General features: G+C 73.4%; 13 protein-coding genes and 2 pseudogenes. 7 read left to right on the top strand and 8 right to left on the bottom strand.

The window, feature by feature from the left end; genetic code table 11:
- A partial coding sequence (locus OM076_RS41915) for an ATP-binding protein (protein WP_270046172.1) occupies window positions 1-2,396 on the bottom strand: 2,396 nt, incomplete at its 3' end.
- Window positions 2,397-2,448: 52 nt separating this feature from the next.
- Between OM076_RS41915 and OM076_RS41910 the strand changes: the two genes are divergently transcribed.
- Window positions 2,449-3,372 carry a hypothetical protein gene (locus OM076_RS41910; protein ID WP_270046171.1) on the top strand — a complete coding sequence of 308 codons (924 nt, stop codon included), beginning with the start codon at window positions 2,449-2,451 and terminating at the stop codon, window positions 3,370-3,372.
- Between the two features lie 122 nt (window positions 3,373-3,494).
- Here the strand turns inward: OM076_RS41910 and OM076_RS41905 are convergent, their stop codons facing one another.
- Window positions 3,495-4,277, bottom strand: coding sequence for an alpha/beta fold hydrolase (locus tag OM076_RS41905; RefSeq protein ID WP_270046170.1), 783 nt, complete (start codon window positions 4,275-4,277; stop codon window positions 3,495-3,497).
- 17 nt (window positions 4,278-4,294) lie between these two features.
- On the opposite strand from OM076_RS41905, the gene OM076_RS41900 reads away from it, so the two are divergent.
- The gene (locus tag OM076_RS41900; protein WP_270046169.1) at window positions 4,295-4,834 is read left to right on the top strand and encodes a DUF1707 SHOCT-like domain-containing protein; all 540 of its coding nucleotides are present in this window, start codon (window positions 4,295-4,297) and stop codon (window positions 4,832-4,834) included.
- Here OM076_RS41900 and OM076_RS41895 read toward each other — a convergent pair.
- The 3 genes from OM076_RS41895 to OM076_RS41885 all read right to left on the bottom strand — a co-directional run bounded on the left by OM076_RS41895 (window position 4,805) and on the right by OM076_RS41885 (window position 8,647).
- Window positions 4,805-6,019 carry an RNA polymerase sigma factor gene (locus OM076_RS41895; RefSeq protein WP_270046168.1) on the bottom strand — a complete coding sequence of 405 codons (1,215 nt, stop codon included), beginning with the start codon at window positions 6,017-6,019 and terminating at the stop codon, window positions 4,805-4,807. The two genes, OM076_RS41900 and OM076_RS41895, sit on opposite strands and share 30 nt — an antisense overlap.
- Window positions 6,016-6,414, bottom strand: coding sequence for a YciI family protein (locus tag OM076_RS41890; protein WP_270046167.1), 399 nt, complete (start codon window positions 6,412-6,414; stop codon window positions 6,016-6,018). Before OM076_RS41890 ends, OM076_RS41895 begins: the two co-directional genes overlap by 4 nt.
- Window positions 6,415-6,511: 97 nt before the next feature.
- Window positions 6,512-8,647, bottom strand: coding sequence for an MMPL family transporter (locus OM076_RS41885; RefSeq protein WP_270046166.1), 2,136 nt, complete (start codon window positions 8,645-8,647; stop codon window positions 6,512-6,514).
- 166 nt (window positions 8,648-8,813) lie between these two features.
- Between OM076_RS41885 and OM076_RS41880 the strand changes: the two genes are divergently transcribed.
- The 4 genes from OM076_RS41880 to OM076_RS41865 are packed head-to-tail and all read left to right on the top strand — an operon-like array spanning window position 8,814 to window position 11,522.
- Window positions 8,814-9,056, top strand: coding sequence for a hypothetical protein (locus OM076_RS41880; RefSeq protein WP_270046165.1), 243 nt, complete (start codon window positions 8,814-8,816; stop codon window positions 9,054-9,056).
- On the top strand, window positions 9,053-10,282 hold the full coding sequence (locus OM076_RS41875) for an NAD(P)/FAD-dependent oxidoreductase (RefSeq protein WP_270046164.1): 1,230 nt from the start codon (window positions 9,053-9,055) through the stop codon (window positions 10,280-10,282). Before OM076_RS41880 ends, OM076_RS41875 begins: the two co-directional genes overlap by 4 nt.
- Window positions 10,279-10,959 (top strand): phosphatase PAP2 family protein, encoded by a 681-nt coding sequence (locus OM076_RS41870; protein ID WP_270046163.1) that lies wholly within the window; start codon window positions 10,279-10,281, stop codon window positions 10,957-10,959. Before OM076_RS41875 ends, OM076_RS41870 begins: the two co-directional genes overlap by 4 nt.
- Window positions 10,956-11,522: a hypothetical protein gene (locus tag OM076_RS41865; RefSeq protein ID WP_270046162.1), complete on the top strand. Its 567-nt coding sequence runs from the start codon at window positions 10,956-10,958 to the stop codon at window positions 11,520-11,522. Before OM076_RS41870 ends, OM076_RS41865 begins: the two co-directional genes overlap by 4 nt.
- Here OM076_RS41865 and OM076_RS41860 read toward each other — a convergent pair.
- Together OM076_RS41860 and OM076_RS41855 are read right to left on the bottom strand one after the other, a co-directional pair.
- Complete coding sequence (locus OM076_RS41860; RefSeq protein ID WP_270046173.1) at window positions 11,469-11,624, bottom strand: response regulator transcription factor; 156 nt, start codon at window positions 11,622-11,624, stop codon at window positions 11,469-11,471. The two genes, OM076_RS41865 and OM076_RS41860, sit on opposite strands and share 54 nt — an antisense overlap.
- 2,152 nt (window positions 11,625-13,776) lie before the next feature.
- Window positions 13,777-14,256, bottom strand: a pseudogene (locus OM076_RS41855) (ATP-binding protein); the annotation flags it as partial.
- Between the two features lie 94 nt (window positions 14,257-14,350).
- Here OM076_RS41855 and OM076_RS41850 point away from each other — a divergent pair.
- Window positions 14,351-16,651 (top strand): annotated as a pseudogene (locus OM076_RS41850) (putative bifunctional diguanylate cyclase/phosphodiesterase); the annotation flags it as partial.
- Window positions 16,652-16,692: 41 nt separating this feature from the next.
- On the opposite strand, the gene OM076_RS46595 reads toward OM076_RS41850, so the two are convergent.
- Entirely contained in the window at window positions 16,693-17,091 is a 399-nt protein-coding gene (locus OM076_RS46595) for a cupin domain-containing protein (protein WP_308214371.1), read from the bottom strand.
- Between the last annotated feature and the right edge of the window lie 12 nt (window positions 17,092-17,103).

The following is a 17,103-nucleotide window of genomic DNA, read 5'->3' as shown; positions in this document are numbered from 1 at the left end:
CTCCCGCCCGCGAGGGCGCCCTGGGCCAGGCGTCCGCGCTGGCCGCCCGCCAGCGCGATCGCGGCCGCGGCGCGGTCCGCGAAGGCCCCCGCGGAGCGCAGGCCGAGCTCCTCGGCGAGCGCCTGCGCGTGGGCGGCGACCGCCGTCGCGTCCTCGCCGCGGTCCAGGGCGAGCAGGATGCGCGTCTGCAGCTCGAGCGCGCCCGCCCGCCACGCGGCGGGGATCTGCGCCAGCGTCTCGTCCCCGCCCGCCTGCAGCAGCGCGTGCAGCGCGCCCGCGGCATCGTCGTCGGCCAGCAGCGCCGCGGCCAGCGCGTGACCCGCGCCCGTGGACGGGAAGCTGCGCTGCATGCCGCGCAACGTGGCCGCGGCCTCGCGCGCGAGCGTGAGCGCGAGGGCGTTCTCGCCCGCCGCGGTGGCCGTGAACGAGCGCGCGAAGAGGTTCCAGACCGTGCCCTGTTCGTGCCCGGCCACGCGGGCGATCTCGATCGCGGTGTCGAGGATGTCGGCCGCCTCGCGCAGGCGCCCGCGCATGGTCCGGATGGTGCCGGTCCAGAACAGCAGCGGCAGCACCTGGCCCTGGCCGGTGGCTTCGGCGACGCCGAGCGCCCATTCGGCCCGCTCCCCGCCGCGTTCGTAGTGGTCGAGCAGGACCTCCGAGCCCGCGAGCCCGTTGACCGCGAGATCGAGGTGGCCGACGACCGCCTCGTCGGCCATCCCCTCGAGCATCGCGGCGCCCTCGGCGGCCGCTGCCTCCGCCTCCGCGATCGTGCCGCCGCACACGCCGGCGAGGGCGAGCTCGCCCGCCGCGGCCGCGATCAGCGGGCGGTCGCCCAGGGCACGGGCCGCGTCCAGCGCGCGTGCCGCCCACTCGCGCATCGCGCCGTAGTCCATGCGGTAGAAGCCGTCGCGGCCGATCTCGAGCATCAGGAGCACCGCCTCGCGTGTCGCGTCGGCGGGCAGATCGGCGAGCGCGGCCTGCAGGCGCGCGTGGGCGTCCTGATGGCGGCCGAGCATGTGCTCCAGCGCCGCCGCCGCGGCGGTCATGGGAACGTTGGGCGGACCGGCGGCGAGACACTCCCGGACCGCGTCGTAGGCGAGTTGCCACTCGCCCGCGGCCATGTGTGCCTGCCCGAGCGCGGCGAGGACCTGCGCGCGCTCGGGCGCGGCCGGGCCGAGCAGCCGCGCGGCCGCCTCGTAGAGGCGCGCCGCCGAGGCCGGAGCGCGGGTCGCGGCGGCGGCACCCGCCTCGCGCAGGACGGCCACGGCGGCGGCGTCGCCGCGGCGGGCGGAGCGCTCGACGTGGTGCGCGCGCTCGAGCGCGCTCGCGCCCCGCTCCTCCAACGCCCGCGCGCAGCGCTCATGGGCGACGAGCCGCCAGCCGCCGAGCGCGGTCGCGTAGACGGCAGAGCGGACGAGCGGGTGCCGGAAGCGGAACCGGCGCGGGACGTCGGTGTGGCGGACGAGGTCGCTTTGCAGCAGTTCGTCGAGCGCGCCGATCGCGTCCCATTCCGAGACGCCGGCGGCGATCGCGGCCAGCTCCGGCTCGAACGGGTCGCCCGCGATCGCGGCGCCCGCGAGCACCTGCCGCGCGCAGTCGGACAGCTGGGCGATCTCGCCCGCGAAGGCGGCCGCGACCGCGCGCGGGACCTCGACGCCGGACAGCGGCACCGCAGGCCCCGCCGCGAGCCGGTGCGGAGCGCGCGCGAGCTGCTGCAGGTAGAAGGGATTGCCGCCGGCGGTCGGGTACAGCGTGTCGGCGTCCTCGCCGACCAGCTCGCGCGCCTCGGCGGCGCTGAGCTCGGCCAGCTCGACCCGCTGTGCGCGCTCGAGCGCGGGGACGAGCCGCTCGGGCACCTGGCGCGGGCGCACGGCGAGCGCGAGCAGCAGCGGTGCGGCCGGCGGGCGGCGCAGCAACGCGCCCAGCAGCTCGAGCGAGCCGGAATCCGCCCAGTGCAGGTCGTCGAGGATCAGCACCAGCGGCTTCGGGCCCGCGAGCTCCTCGAGCAGCGCGCGGGCGGCGCGGTGCAGCCGGAAGCGCTCGTCGCTGCCGGCCTCCCCGTCGAGCCCCGGGAAGATGTGCACGAGCTCGGAGCGGGTGACGTCGTCGAGTCCGGTCAGGCGGCGTGGGTCGAGCCCGCGCAAGTACTCGTCGAGGGCGTCCACGAACACGCCGAAGGGCAGATCGCGCTCGAGCTCGGAAGCGCTGCCGGCGAGGACGAGGCAGCCGTGCGCGTCCGCGCGCGCGTCGAGCTCGGCCAGCAACCGCGTCTTGCCCATTCCAGGCTCGCCCACGACCTCGACGGCGACGAAGCCGCGCCGAGCCTCGACCAGCGCCGTCTCGAGCGCCTCGACCTCGGCACCGCGCCCCACCAGCGGCTCAACGATATGAGGCATCGCTGAGCCCAGCCTAACCCAGCTCAGGGAGCGCGACCAGGGTCTGCCCCGGATGACCGCGCGCCCTGACGACGGGACGCTGCACGCCATGCACACGACCCACAAGCCCCCGCCCGCGGCGATCCTCGTCGTCCCGCTGATCGCCGCCCTCGTCCTCACCCTCTTCGCCTGGCCGGCCGCGCGCATCGGCCCGCGCGACCTGCCCGTCGGCGTGGTCGGGCACCAGCCCGTGCCCACGGGCGCGTTCGACGTCCACCGCTACGCCACCGAGGCCGCGGCGCGCGATGCGATCGAGGCGCGCGAGATCTACGGCGCCCTGGCCGGCGCGAAGGTGCTCGTGGCCTCCGCCGCCTCGCCCGCCGTCGCCCAACTGCTCACCCACGCCGCCGACGGCCGGCCCGTCGAGGACGTCGTCGCGGCGCCCAAGGCCGGCAACGCGCTCGGCGCTTCGGTGCTCCCGCTCGTGCTCGGCGGCGTCCTGACCGGGATCTGCGGCGCGGTGCTCGCCGCGGGCTTCTGGCGCCGCACGGCGCTGCTGGTCGCCGGCTCGGTCGGGACCGGGCTCGCGGCGACGCTGATCATCCAGACCTGGCTCGGCGTCGTGGCCGGCGACTGGTGGGCGAACGCCGCGGCACTGAGCCTGACCGTGTTCGCCGTCGCCGCGTGCGTCAACGGTCTGGAGGCGCTGTTCGGCAAGGCCGGCCTGCTCGCGGGCGCACTCACGATGATCTTCGTCGGCAATCCGTTCTCCGGCGCGGCCACGTCACCGGAATTGCTGCCGGCCGGCGCGGGCTCGCTCGGCCAGTTGCTCCCGCCCGGTGCCGGCGGGAACCTGCTGCGCAGCACGGGCTACTTCGACGGCGCCGCGGCCGGCGGGCACGTCGTCGTCCTCGCCGCGTGGGCCGTCGCCGGACTCGTCCTGCTGGCGCTCGCCAGGCGCCCGCGAGTGGCGGCGCTGCCCGCATTGGCCCGTTAAACGCGGAGACCCGCATCTAGGCGGGCCTCGGCCATCAGAAGATCAGGCGTGTGTGGCAGGGGGACGTTCGGTGAAGCTAAGAAGGTCTCAGCCCTCCGTTTGCCCTCGCTATCTGACATCACTCAGGGTAGCGCGAAGAACTCCGCGAGCAAGCGCGAGACCTCCTCGGGCGCCTCATGTTGGACCCAATGTGACGTGTTCAACACAACGACCCGGTCGAGTTCGGGCACGTCTGAACGGAGCGGTTCGGCGACGTCGAGCGTCAGATACGCGTCGTGGCGCCCCCAGATCACCAGCGTGGGGGCCGAAACGGGCGCGATCCGCGTTCGCGGCGGGATCGCCCGGTAGTAGTTGAACATCGCCGTCAGCGCCCCCGGCTGCGCCCACGCCTCGCGGTACCGCGGGTCGTCCTTGAACGGGAAGACCCGCGGCCCGAGGAACTCCGGCAGCCATGGGAGCTGGAAGAGACCCATGTACCAGGAGCGCGCGGCCTGGCGCGGGCGCACCACGGCCTGCCTGAAGCGCCGCGGGTGGGGCGCGTTGAGGATCGCGAGCCGGCGCACGACCTCGGGGTGCGCCATCGCGAGCGCCCACGCCACCGCGCCGCCCCAGTCGTGGCCGGCGACGCACGCGCGCGCCTCCCCGCGCTCCTCGATCAGCTGCCGGACGTCGCCCGCCAGCGCGTCGAGCCGGTACGCCGCCCGCCCCACCGGCTTCGACGAGCGGTTGTACCCGCGCAGGTCGGGCGCGACGACGCGAAAGCCCGCGGCCGCGAGCGGCTCGAGCTGGTGCCGCCAGCCGTACCAGAACTCCGGGAAGCCGTGCAGGAGCACCACGAGCGGCCCCTCGCCCACTTCCACGTAGTGCAATCGGACGGTGTCGAGCTCGGCGTAGCCGTCGATCACGCGGTTATCTTGCCCGCATGACCCTCGCCGGAGACGCCGATCGCTCCAAGGCCATCGTCACGCTGCGCGACGCGACGGTCGAAGGCCGGCTGACGCTCGACGAGTTCGCCGACCGCGTCGAGCGGGCCGAGCTCGCCCGCACGTTCGCGGACCTCGAATCGGTCACCGCGGATCTGCCGTCGACGGGCGCGGCGGACCTCCCCGTCAAGCACGGCGCGTGGTTCTCCCGCCTGCAGCGCTCCGGCCGGTGGGAGCTCGCGCCCGCCTCGAAGGTGCTGTCGGTGTGCGGGACGATCGAGCTCGACCTCGGGCGCGCAACCCTGCACGGCGCCGAGACGGTGATGCGCGTGCGCAACGTGTTCGGCACGATCACGATCCTCGTGCCTCGCGGCGTCGAGGTCTCCGTCGACGGCTCGGACGCCTTCGGCACCCGCGAGATCGACCTTCCGGACACCGGCCCGGTGGGCGATGCCCCGCGGCTGCGCATTCTCACCTCCGGCGTCGGCGGGACGCTGCGCGTCAAGACCTCAGGCGAGCGCCCGGGCGCGGGCGAGTAGGAGGTCACGCTCGGCGGCGTTGGCGGTCAGCGACGCCGCCCGCTCGAACTCCGCGCGCGCCTCGCCGGTGCGGCCCAGCTTTGCCAGCAGGTCGCCGCGCACGCTCGGCAGCAGGTGATAGCCGCCCAGCTCGTTCTCGAGCCCGTCGAGGTGAGAGAGCCCGGCGTGCGGGCCGAACGCCATGCCGAGCGCGACCGCGCGGTTGAGCTCCACGACCGGCGACGGGGAGACGCGGGCGAGGGTCTCGTACAGCGCCGCGATCCGGATCCAGTCGGTGTCCTGCGCGCGAGCGGCGCGGGCGTGGCACGCGGCGATCGCGGCCTGCAGGCCGTAGACGCCGAGGCCGAGCCCTTCGGCACGCCGCAACGCGAGCAGCCCGCGCTGGATCAGCAGCCGGTCCCAGCGCGAGCGGTCCTGGTCGAGCAGCAGGATCGGCCGGCCGGCACGTGTGACGCGCGCCGCCATCCGCGACGCCTGGATCTCCATCAGCGCCAGCAGGCCCCAGACCTCGCTGTCGCGCGGCGCGAGCGTCGAGAGCACGCGGCCGAGGCGCAGCGCGTCCTCGCACAGACCCGGCCGCATCCAGTCCGGACCGGCGGTGGCGGCGTAGCCCTCGTTGAAGATCAGGTAGATCACCTCGAGCACGCCCGCCATGCGCTCGGGCAGCGCGTCCCCGTCCGGGATCGCGAACCCGACGCCGGCGAGTGCCCGCTTCGCCCGCACGATCCGCTGCGCGATCGTGGTCTCGGGGACGAGGAACGCGCGGGCGATCTCGGGCGTCGAGAGCCCGCCCAGCATCCGCAACGTCAACGCCACCCGCGCCTCCATGGAGAGCACCGGGTGGCAGCAGGTGAAGATCAGCGACAGCAGGTCGTCGGAGCCGACCTCGTCGTAGCTCGCGACCGCCATGAAGAAGCCGAACTCGGCGTGCTTCTCGTCGCGCTTGCGCGACCGCCGCATGAGGTCGATCGCGCGGTGCTTGGCCGCGGTCATCAGCCAGGCGCCCGGGTTGTCCGGGACGCCTGACTGCGGCCACTTCTCCAGGGCGGCGACGAGCGCGTCCTGCGCGAGATCCTCGGCCACGCCGACGTCTCGCATCATCCGCGCGAGCGCGGCGATCAGGCGGGGCGACTCGATCCGCCAGACCGCCTCGATCGCCCGCTGCGTCGCCGCCCGGTCCGTCACGCCTTGGTCTGCTCCGGCGGCTCGGCCGACAGCTCGGCGGCGGCCTGGATGTCCTCGGGGAAGTCCGACATCTCGAAGATCTGGCGGACCTCGACGAACGAGCGGCCGTCCTGCGGGACGCGCTTGGCCCACTCGAGGGCCTCCTCGCGGTCCTTGGCCTGGATGATCCAGTAGCCGCCGACCAGCTCCTTGGCCTCGCTGAACGGCCCGTCGGTGACGCCGGAGGAGGAGACGCGGGAGGCCTCACCGTGCAACCCATCCGCCGCCAGTAGCGCGCCGGCCTGCGTCAGCGCCTCGTTGTAGGCGGTCATCGCTTCAACCGCTTCCACCGAGGGGCCTTCGGCGTACTCGTCGTCGGTGATGTTGGGGTACATGAACAGCATGAATCGGGCCATTTCCGCGTCTCCTCGGGAGTTGTAGGTTGCGGTTCTACAACGACGACGAACGGGCCGCGGTCGAAATCGACACGCGGCCCGAAAGTTTTTCGTCGCTCTAGTGTGCGGCCAGGCTCTCCCCCTCGATGTCGAGGTTGGGCACCAGGCGCGACATGCGCTTGGGCATCCACCAGGCGCGCCGGCCGAGCAGGCTCATCACGGCGGGCACCAGCGTGAGGCGGACGATGAACGCGTCGGCGAGGACGCCCACTGCGAGTGACAGGCCGATCGACTTCGTGATCGGGTCGTCGGCCAGGACGTAGGCGCCGAAGACGACGCACATGATCGTGGCCGCCGCGATCACGACGCGACCGCTCTGGACGTAGCCGGTCTTGACCGCTTCGCGGGCGTTGCCGGTGTGGACGAACTGCTCACGCATGCGCGAGACCAGGAACACCTCGTAGTCCATCGCCAGGCCGAAGAGGATCCCGATCAGCAGGATCGGCAGGAACGAGGTGATCGGGCCGTTGGCGGCGACGTCGAAGAGCCCGTTGAGATTGCCGTCCTGGAAGATCCACACGACGATGCCCAGCGAGGCGCCGATCGAGAGCAGGAACCCGGCCGCGGCCTTGAGCGGGACGAGGATCGAGCGGAAGACGACCATCAGCAGCAGCAGCGCCAGGCCGACGACGACGATGATGTAGGTCGGCAGCGCCTCGGTGAGGCGATCGGCGGTGTCGATGTTGACCGCGGTCTGGCCGGTCACGTACGCTGTGATGCCTGAGTCCTTGGGCAGCTCGTCGGCCTTCTCACGCAGCGAGGTCACGAGGTCGCGCGTCTCGTCCGACGCGGGGCCGGTGGTCGGGGTGACCTGGACGATCCAGAGGTCGCCGGCCTCGTTGGGCATCGCGGGGGAGACAGCGGCGACGCCCGGGAAGTCCTGCAGCGTGGCTGAGACCTGCTTGCCGAACTCCTCCTGCTGCTCGCGCTTGACGGACGGCGCGTCGACCACGACGGTCAGCGTGCCGTTGAAGCCCGGGCCGAAGCCCTCGGTGAGCAGGTCGTAGGAGCGGCGCTCGGTCGAGGTGGTCGGCTCGGAGGAGCCGTCCGGCAGGCCGAGCTTCATGTGCGTGGCGGGGATCGCGGCGCCGGCGAGCAGCACCAGGCCGGTGAGCAGGACGGCGACGGGGTGACGCGTGACGAAGCCGACCCAGCGGGCGCTGACCGGCGTGCCCGGCTTCTTGCGGCGCGGAGCGAACAGGCGGTTGGCGCGCGCGAGCCGCTTCCCGGAGAAGCCGAAGATCGCGGGCAGCAGGGTGATCGCGACGAGCACGGCGATCGACACGGTGCCGGCGGCGGCCAGGCCCATGACGGTGAGGAACGGGATGTTGATGACGGTCAGGCCGACGAGCGCGATCACGACCGTCAAGCCGGCGAACACGACGGCGCTGCCGGCCGTACCCACGGCGTGGGCGACGGACTCGCGCGTGTCCATGCCATCACCGAGGTTCTGCTTGTGGCGCGCGAGGATGAACAGCGCGTAGTCGATCCCGACCGCGAGGCCGAGCATCGTGGCGAGGATCGGGGCGGTCTCGGAGAGCTCGACCACACCGGAGAGTGCGGTCAGGCCGGTGATGCCGATCAGGACGCCGAACGCGGCGGTGATCAGCGGCATGCCGGCGGCCAGGAGCGACCCGAGCGTGATCGCCAGCACGAAGAACGCGACGAACATGCCGAGCGACTCGGACCCGTGGTGGCCCTCCTCGGCGGCGATCCCGCCGGAGAACTCGACCTGCAGGCCGGCGGCCTCGCCGGTGGCGGCGATGTCGGCCAGGTCCTGGCGCGCCTCTTCGCCGATCTCACCCGAGGGCACCGGGTAGATCACGTCGGCGTAGCCGATCGTGCCGTCCTTGGACAGCGTCACCTCGCTGGTGCCGGAGACCTCGTCGGCCTGCTTGGCCTCGGCCATGGTGGCCTCGATCGCCTTGGCGTTCTCAGCGTCTTTGAGGGTCTGCCCCTCTGGAGCGGCGAAGACGACCCGTGCGTAGGTGCCCGACGCGGCCGGGTACTTCTGCTCGAGCAACTGCTGCGCCTGCTGGGACTCGGTCCCCGGCACCTCGAACTTGTTGTTCGTCTGGCCGGAGAACGCCGCCGCGCACGCGCCGACGGCGACCAGGACGGTCAGCCAGAGCGCGACCACGAGCCGGCGCCGGTCATACGACCATCGCCCGAGCTTGTACAGATACGTTGCCATTGCCTCTCCTTCAGGGGTGGGGTGCTGGCAGCGAGATTGCCGAGGGCGAGGCACCCCGACTTCAGGGCGCAACCCTCATTCTTGACCCTTACGAGTGACCCTCAGGGTCCTCAATCAGGGTGGCGCCCCGATGAATCAAAGGCGTGCGCGCGGGACTCTGCCATGCATGCCGCGCTTCCTCCTGCACCACCGCCACGAGCCGCACGACTGCGGCGTGGCGTACGCGGCCTTCCGTGGGCACGCGAGCCCGCTCCGCCATCAGGCGGCGCTGGCCTCGTGCCTCTCCGGCGGGCACGCGATCTGGTGGACGGTCGACGCCGCGGACCCTGAAGAGGCGCTCGGGCTCCTGCCGTTCTTCCTCGCCGAGCGCGCCACTGCGACACGAGTCGACGAGGTCGACATTCCATGAATCCTGAATTCCGAACCGCCCGCGGCGGCACGCTCGTGCTCGGCGGCGGGTTCGCCGGCGCGTACGTCGCCCGCGGCCTCGGCCGCCAGGGCGCGACGATCGTCAACCCGGCGAACTTCATGCTCTACACGCCGCTGCTGCCCGAGGCCGCGGCGGGGAGCATCGAGCCGCGCCACGTGACCGTGCCGCTGCGCGCGATGTGCCCGCACGCGGACCTGCTGCTCGGTGCCGCCGTCGCGCTGGAGCCGGACCGCAAGATCGTGCACGTCAGCTCGGAGGCGGGCGCGTTCACCGTCGGCTACGAGCGGCTCGTGATCGCGCTCGGCTCGATCACCAGCACGCCGGCCGTCCCGGGGCTGCGCGAGCACGCGCTCGGGTTGAAGGACATCGGCGACGCGATCCGCCTGCGCAACCACGTGCTGCGCCAGCTCGAGCTGGCCGACGCCGACCCGCCGAGCGCGGCGCGGCGGCTCACGTTCGTCTTCGCCGGCGCCGGCTTCGCGGGCGTCGAGGCGGTCGCCGAGCTGCAGGAGCTGACCGAGGGCGCGCTGCGGCGCCACCCCCGGCTCGCGGGCGTCCAGCCGCGGTGGGTGCTCGTCGACCACGGCCCGCGGATCCTCGGCCAGGTCCCCGAGAGCCTCGCGCGCTTCGCCGCGCGCACCCTGTCGCGACGCGGCGTCGAGATCCTCTCGAGCACCGCGCTGGTGTCGATCGACGGCGCCGGCGTCACGCTCTCCGACGGCCGCCGGATCGAGACCGAGACCGTGGTCTGGACCGCGGGCGTGTCGGCCAATCCGGTCGCCGCGCAGCTCGGCTTGCCGCTCGACGCCCGCGGGCGCGTGCCGGTCGACGAGCACTTCCGGGTCGAAGGGCTCGAGGGCGTGCACGCGCTCGGCGACATCGCCGCCGTGCCCAACGCGGCCTCGGGCGAGCTGGACCCGCCGACCTGCCAGCACGCGCTGCGCCAGGCCCGGCGGCTCTCGCGCAACCTGCGCGGGCGGGTCAAGCCCTACGCCTTCAAGTCGCTGGGCTCGATGGCGACGCTCGGCCGCCGGCACGGCATCGCCACCGTCGGCGCGGTGCGCCTGCGCGGGATCCTCGGCTGGAGCGCCGCCCGCGGCTACCACCTGCTGGCGCTGCCGTTCTACGCGCGCCGCGCTCGCGTGCTCGCGGACTGGACCGTGGCGGCGTTCTTCCGCCGCGACGTCGCGGAGCTCACGCCATGAAGGCGCGCCGCGAACTGCTGCTCTTCGGGGCGGCCTACCTGCTCTACAACGCGGGCCGTGCCGTGACCAACGGCGACATGGACCTCGCGATCGCGAACGCCGGCTGGGTGCTGGACGTCGAGGGCGGCGCGTCGGTCGAGCGCTCCGTCCAGGACGCCTTCGGCGGCGTCTGGATGGTCCTGCTCAGCCACGTCTACCTGGCCGCCCAGATCGTCGTCCTGCCCGGCGTGCTGGTCGCGATGTACCGCTGGGCGCCGGCGCTCTACCCGCGCCTGCGCGACACGGTGATCGTCACGTGGATGCTCTCGCTGCCGGTCTACGCGCTGTTCCCGGTCGCGCCGCCGCGGCTGGCGGGGATCGGGATGACCGATGCGGTGTCGGAGCAGTCGGCGGTGGCGCTGGCGGGTCACTCGACGTTGTTCTACAACCCGATCGCGGCGGTGCCGAGCCTGCACTGCGGGTTCGCGATGGCGCTCGGCGTGGCGGTCGCGGCGGCACTCCGGTCGCGCTGGCAGAAGGCGCTCGCGCTGGGCTGGGGGCCGCTCGTGGCGCTCTCCACCGTCGCGACCGCGAACCACTACGTCTTCGACGTGGCCGCGGGCCTGGCGATCACCGGCGTCGGCTATCTGGTCGCGTCCCGTCCGCGCGTGTTGCGTCCCCAGGCGGTGTTCGCATGATCCGCGTCGTCGTGCTCGACCATCACCCCGCGACCTGCGCGGGCGTCAACGCGATCCTCCGCGAGCATTCCGGGGTCGTGCCGGTCGGGGCTGCCGCCGATCGTCGCGCGCTCTGGCCGCTGCTGTATCGGGCCGATCCCGACGTCGTCGTGGTCGACGACCTGCGGGTGTGCCTGGCGGTGCGGGCGCGGCAGCCCCAGGCGCGGGTGGTGCTGCACTTGGCCAACGCCGGATTCGCGATGATCGTCCCGGCCGCGTTCGCGGGTGCGCACGCGCTGGTGGACAAGACGTGCAGCCCGGCGGAGCTGGTGGCCGCGATCCGCGGCGAGACGGGGCTGCCGATCATCACGCCGCGCCTGCAGCGCCACGCCGCGGCGCAGCTCGGCGGGACCGATCGCGCGATCCTCGCGATGCGGCTGGCGGGCACGCCGGACCGCGAGATCGCGGAGGTCGTCGGCCTCGAACCGCGGGCGATGACCGCCCGCAACGCGGCGATCATCGACGTCCTGTCAGGTCGCGCGGTCGCTGCGCTCGACCGCGCGGGCGAGCTCCACGCGGGATGAGACGCCGACCTTGCCGAAGATGTTGCGCAGGTGCGTCTCGACCGTCTTCTTGGACAGGAAGAGCGCGGCGGCGATCTGCGTGTTCGTCTGCCGGTCGACCACCAACCGGGCGATCTCGAGCTCGCGGGCCGTGAGCGCGTCGAGGCCGCTGCTGCCGCTGCGGCGGTAGACCGTGCGGCCGAGCTTGCGCAGCTCGCGCTCGGCCTCGTCGCGGCGCTTGGGCGCCTCGCACGCCTCGAACGTCTCGGCGGCGCGCTCGAGCTGGGCGATCGCGCCGCCGCGATCGCCGGTGACGGCGAGCGCCCTGCCGGCGAGGATGCGGGCATTCGCGCCGTGGATCGGCGCTTCGATGGCGTCGAAGCGGGTGGCGGCGGCGAGCGCGAGCTCCGCGGCACGGCTCCGGCTCGCCGGTGGCCAGCGCGACCGCCGCGCCGGCCCGCGCGGCCTGCCCGGCGGCGTAGACGAGCCCGACCTGCTCGGCGTGCTGGAGGCAGCGCTCGGCGGCGTGGCGCGCCTGATCGTGCTGTCCGAGCCCGAGGTGGGCGAGTGCGAAGAACTCGAAGCCGCCGCAGCGCCAGGCGCTCGGCATGCGCGGCAGGTCCTCGCCGCCGCCGCCCGCGACCAGCAGCTCGAGTGCGCGGGCCGGTTCGCCCGCGGTCACCAGCGCGCGGCCGAGCGAGAAGCTCGCGAAGGCCTCGGCGAGGCGGTTGTCGAGGCCTTGCGCCAGCTGCAGCGATTCCTCGCCGCAGGCGATCGCGAGCTCGACCTCGCCGGCCGTGTGCGCGGTCGACGAGCGGTTCATCAGGGCGAGCGACAGCGCCTGCGGGTTGTTCGAGAGCCGCGCGGCCTCGATGCCGCCCTCGATCACGTCGACGCTCTCGGTAACCCGGCCGAGCACCTCGTTGCAGGCGCCGAGCGCGGGGACGAGCGCGGGCAGCAGGAAGCCCTGGCCGGTCTTGCGGCCCACCTCGACCGCACGCATCCCGTGCTCGCGCGCGCGGGCGAACCGGTCGAGGTGCAGCTCGGCGCCCATCAGGAAGACGCCCGCGTCGAGCCGCTGCGCGAGCGCCTCGTCGGGCAGCGCGTCGTAGAGCGCCGCGGCCTCGGTGCAGTGCTCCAGCGCGTCGCCGATCATGCCCGCGAACGCGTCGGCGCTCGCGGCCAGCGCGGTGATCGAGGCCAGGACGGGCGGGTCGTCCAGGCCGCGCGCGATCGCGAGCCCCTTGCGGGTCCACTCCCACATCCGCTCGAAGTCCGTCTCGAAGAACGCGGCCGCGGCGAGCTCCATGATCAGGAAGACCGCGTCCGGCACGCTGCGGTCGGGCAGCGCGTCGAGCGCCCGCTCGACGCGGACCCGCGCGTGGGTGTGGCGCCCGAGCAGCCGGTCCATCGTCGCGCAGGCGCTGATCATCCGGCCTCTCAGCGGGAACCCGGGCGGGGCGAGCGCCAGCGCCTCGACGAGCTCGTCGCGCGCTGCCGCGTACTCGCCGGTCTGCGACAGCGCGCGGGCGTGAAGGAGCAGCAGCCCAAGCCGCGCGTCACCCGCTCCAACCATGCGCAGCGCGGCCTCGAACCAGTGCGCGGCGCTCGCCGGCGCGGCCGGGTCGGCGGCCAGGCCGGCGGCCTGCAGCGCCGCGACGGCGTCCATGTCGCCTTGCCGGGCGTACCGCTCGACGTGCTGGGCTCGCGCGGCGGCGCTCGCGCCCGACTCGGCCAGCGAGCGCGCGGCACGTTCGTGCGCGCTGAGGCGCCAGCCTGCCGGGGCGGCGTCGTAGACCGCGCGGCGCACGAGCGGGTGGCGGAACCGGAACCGGCGCGGGACGTCGGTCGGGCGGATCAGGTCAGCCGCGAGCAACTCGTCGAGCGAGTCGAGCGCCTCTCGCTCGTCGACCTCGGCCGCCGCCGCGGCGAGCTCGGGCACGAACGGATCCCCTGCGACGGCCGCGCCCTGCAGGAGCCGGCGGGCCGAGTCGCTGAGCAGTGCGAGCTCCTCCGACAGCGCAGCCGTGACGTCGCGCGGCACGTGGCCGGTGCGCCCGAGCGAGCGGGCGAGCTGCTGCAGGTAGAACGGGTTGCCGCCGCTCTCCTCATAGACCGTGTCGGCGGCGCTGCCGTGCAAGGTCTCCGCGTCCTCGCGGCTCAGCGCGCCGAGTTCCAGGCGGGTCAAGGTGCCGGCGCGGTGGGCTCGCTCCAGCGCGGGCAGCAGCTTCTCCGGCACCTGCCGTGGGCGCACCGCGAGCGCCAGCAGCACGCGTGCCTGCGGCGGGCGGCGCAGCAGCGTCCCGAGCAGTTCGAGCGAGCCGGGGTCGGCCCAATGGAGGTCATCGAGCATCAGCACCAGCGGCTGGCGGCCGCCGAGCAGCTCCAGCAGCTCGCGCACGGCCTGGTGCGCGCGGTGGCGCTCGTCGGCCATGCCGCCGGCGCCGTGGCCGAGGACGCGGCCCAGTTCGGAGTCGAGCGGTTCCAGGACCGCGGGCGGGAGGCTGCGCACGTACTCGTCGAGCGCATCGACGAAGACCCAGAACGGCAGGTCGCGCTCGAGCTCGGACGCGCTGCCGGAGAGCACGAGCGCGCCACGGGCGTCCGCGAGGGTCTCGAGCTCGGCGAGCAACCGCGTCTTTCCGATCCCCGGCTCACCGACGATCTCGACCGCTCCGGTGCCGGTCGCGAGCGCATCTTCCAGCGCGCGCAGCTCCGCTTGCCGCCCAACGAGTTGCTCCGCCGTGTGAGTCACGAGTGAGGCCCCGCGAGGACCTTACCTCGGTACCGCAGAGCGGCAACGTGCCAACTCGTTCAACTCTTTCAGAGAGGTGTCGATAGGGCCAACAATGACCCGCGTCGTCTCCGTGGCCACGGCGCGGTTCGATCGAGCGCAGTTTCGCGCTCGCCTCGCCATCGTCTACGGACTTGCCGCCGGGGCGTTGCTGGTCCCTTCGGTCGGGCCGCACGGGTGGCTCGTCGCGGTCTTCCTGGCCGCCGTCGTCGGACCCGCGCACTTCGCGATCCGCCGCATCTCCGGTGTGCCCAACCCGACCGGGTGGCTCGACCTGCTGGCGGTCGTGTCCGGCACGACGTGCGCGGTGCTCGAGCCCTCGATCTGGCAGGCGTGCCTGCTGTTCCAGATGCTCACCGTGTGCGGCGCGGTCGCGTTCCTGGACCCCGCGTGGATGCGGATCCTGGGCATCGCCTCGGTCGCCTCGATGGCGGTCGCGGCCGTGCTGCAACCGCGGCCGGCCGAGCTGCAGATGCTGGTCGTGGCCGGGCTCTTCCTGCCGGTCCTGCTGGCCGGGTCGACGCGCAAGAACGCCGCCCGCCAGCGCTCGAGCCTGCGCATCGGCGCCGCGGTCGAGTCATTGCCGATGCTGATCTGGGAGGCCGACGCCACCGGCGAGCACACGCGCTCGATCGTCGGCCGCACACACGCCCTGCTCGGGCGCACCGTGACCGAGCTGCGCGAGCGCGGGATCGCCGCCGACGTCCACGAGGACGACCGCGACGCCTATCTCGCCGGCTTTCAGGCCACGCTGTCCGACGACCGCGAGTTCGAGTACCGCTACCGGAAGCCGGACGGCAGTGTCGTCTGGCTGCGCGACCGGACGACGCGCACCGGCGAAGGCCCGGGCGCGGCCACGCGCGGCGTGTCGCTCGACGTCACCGAGTCCCGCCGCGCCGCGCTCGACGTCCGCCGCTACGAGCAGATCGTCCAGCGCATGGCGGCGATGACCATCGTCGTCGAGGCGGGGCTGGTCGTGCAGGTGGCCGACCCGATCGGCTGGGGCCTCGGGAGCGAGGCGATCGGCCGGCCGCTCGCGGACGTCGTCCCAGGCCTGGACGCGCGCGAGACGCCGTGGGACCTGCTCGACGCCACCGGGGTCCTGCGCACCGTCGAGCTCGAGACGTTCGAGCTTCCCGGTGGTGCGATCGCCCTCCTGCTCACCGACGTCACCGAGCGCGAGCGGATGCTGGCGCTCGTCCGCCACCAGGCCACCCACGACGACCTGACCGGCCTCGCGAACCGCACGCAGCTCGCGGCCGCGACCGTGCGGGCGCTCGAGCGGGGCGAGGACGTCGCCCTGTTCGTCATCGACCTCAACGACTTCAAGGGCGTCAACGACGCCCTCGGCCACGCCGCCGGGGACCACTACCTGACGGCCGTGGGCGAGCGCCTCAGCCGGCTGGCCGAACCGCGCGACACGATCGCGCGGCTGGGCGGCGACGAGTTCGCGATCCTGCTCGTCGGCGCCGACGAATCGCGGATCGACGCGGTCGTCGCGGCGGTCGTCGCGCGCTGCCGCGAGCCGGTCGCGCTGCACGGCGTCGCGATCGCTTCCAGTGCCAGCGTCGGGATCGCGCTCGCTCCCATGGATGCCGGGACGGCGGACGAGCTCCTGCGCTGCGCCGACCTGGCGATGTACACGGCCAAGCGGGGCGGGATGCCGAGCCTGCGCTACACGGACGACCTCGAGGCGAGCACGCGCCGCCTCGAGCTCACGGGCGACCTCACCCGCGCGTTCGCCGAGGGCGAGTTCGAGATGTACTTCCAGCCCAAGGTCGACGCCCGCACGCGCGCATGGTGCGGCCTGGAAGCGCTGGTGCGCTGGAATCACCCGGAGGACGGCCTGCTGGTACCCGAGGCGTTCCTGCAGCTGGTGGCGCTCGCGGGCTTCTCGGACGAGCTGGTGGACGTCGCGCTGGGTCAGGCGATCGACGCGCTGGCGGACCTTCCGGCCGACATCGGCATCTCGATCAACCTCACGGCCCACGACGTCCGCTCGCCCTCGCTCCCGCAGCGCTGCGCCGACGCGCTGCGCGCCTCAGGTGTCGATCCGCATCGCTTGACGCTGGAGATCACGGAGTCGCACATGCTCGACACCGGCGGCGTCGTGCAGCAGACGCTCAACCGCGTGGCGGCGCTCGGCGTGCAGATCGCGGTCGACGACTTCGGCACCGGCTTCTCGTCGCTCTCGCACCTGCGAGCGCTGCGCGTCGACGAGCTCAAGATCGACAAGAGCTTCGTGCAGACGATGACGTCCGAGACCGCCGACCTCGCCATCGTCCGAGCGATGATCGACCTGGGCCACAACCTCGACCTGACCGTCGTGGCCGAGGGGGTCGAGGACGAGGCGGCGGCCCAACTGCTGCTCGAGCTCGGCTGCGACCAGCTCCAGGGCTACTTGATCAGCCGGCCGATGCCGGCGAACTCGATCCCGTTCGCCTCGGCCAGCGCGACGACGTCGGTGGGGTTCTCGGCGACCGCCCTGAAGAATGTCTCCATCTCGGTGCCGGGCGAGAAGATCACGTAGGCGCGCGCGTCCGCGGCGGATTCGTTGCGCACGTTGTGCGTCGCGCCGCCCGGGATGTGGGTGACGGACCCGGGGCCGGCGACGATCCGCTCGTCCTCGACGTAGATCGCGAGCTCGCCGGCCTCCACGCGGTAGAGCTCCTCCGAGGGGTGGCGGTGCATCGCGGGCGGGCCGCCGCCCGCGGGGATCGTGACCTCGGCGGCGAGCAGCGTCCCGCTGCTGACGTGGAGGGTGATCTCGTCGCTTCCGATCTTCAGGCGTTCCATGGATGCTCCGTT

The organism is Solirubrobacter ginsenosidimutans, from assembly GCF_027587205.1.
This window is presented reverse-complemented; position numbering and strand designations above follow the sequence as displayed.

Bases quoted from the DNA above. Each gene is read 5' to 3' on its own strand.
- OM076_RS41910 (WP_270046171.1), top strand. From the start codon at position 2,449: ATGACCGCGCGCCCTGACGACGGGACGCTGCACGCCATGCACACGACC.
- OM076_RS41900 (WP_270046169.1), top strand. From the start codon at position 4,295: ATGACCCTCGCCGGAGACGCCGATCGCTCCAAGGCCATCGTCACGCTG.
- OM076_RS41890 (WP_270046167.1), bottom strand. From the start codon at position 6,414: ATGGCCCGATTCATGCTGTTCATGTACCCCAACATCACCGACGACGAG.
- OM076_RS41885 (WP_270046166.1), bottom strand. From the start codon at position 8,647: ATGGCAACGTATCTGTACAAGCTCGGGCGATGGTCGTATGACCGGCGC.
- OM076_RS41880 (WP_270046165.1), top strand. From the start codon at position 8,814: ATGCCGCGCTTCCTCCTGCACCACCGCCACGAGCCGCACGACTGCGGC.
- OM076_RS41875 (WP_270046164.1), top strand. From the start codon at position 9,053: ATGAATCCTGAATTCCGAACCGCCCGCGGCGGCACGCTCGTGCTCGGC.
- OM076_RS41870 (WP_270046163.1), top strand. From the start codon at position 10,279: ATGAAGGCGCGCCGCGAACTGCTGCTCTTCGGGGCGGCCTACCTGCTC.
- OM076_RS41865 (WP_270046162.1), top strand. From the start codon at position 10,956: ATGATCCGCGTCGTCGTGCTCGACCATCACCCCGCGACCTGCGCGGGC.
- OM076_RS46595 (WP_308214371.1), bottom strand. From the start codon at position 17,091: ATGGAACGCCTGAAGATCGGAAGCGACGAGATCACCCTCCACGTCAGC.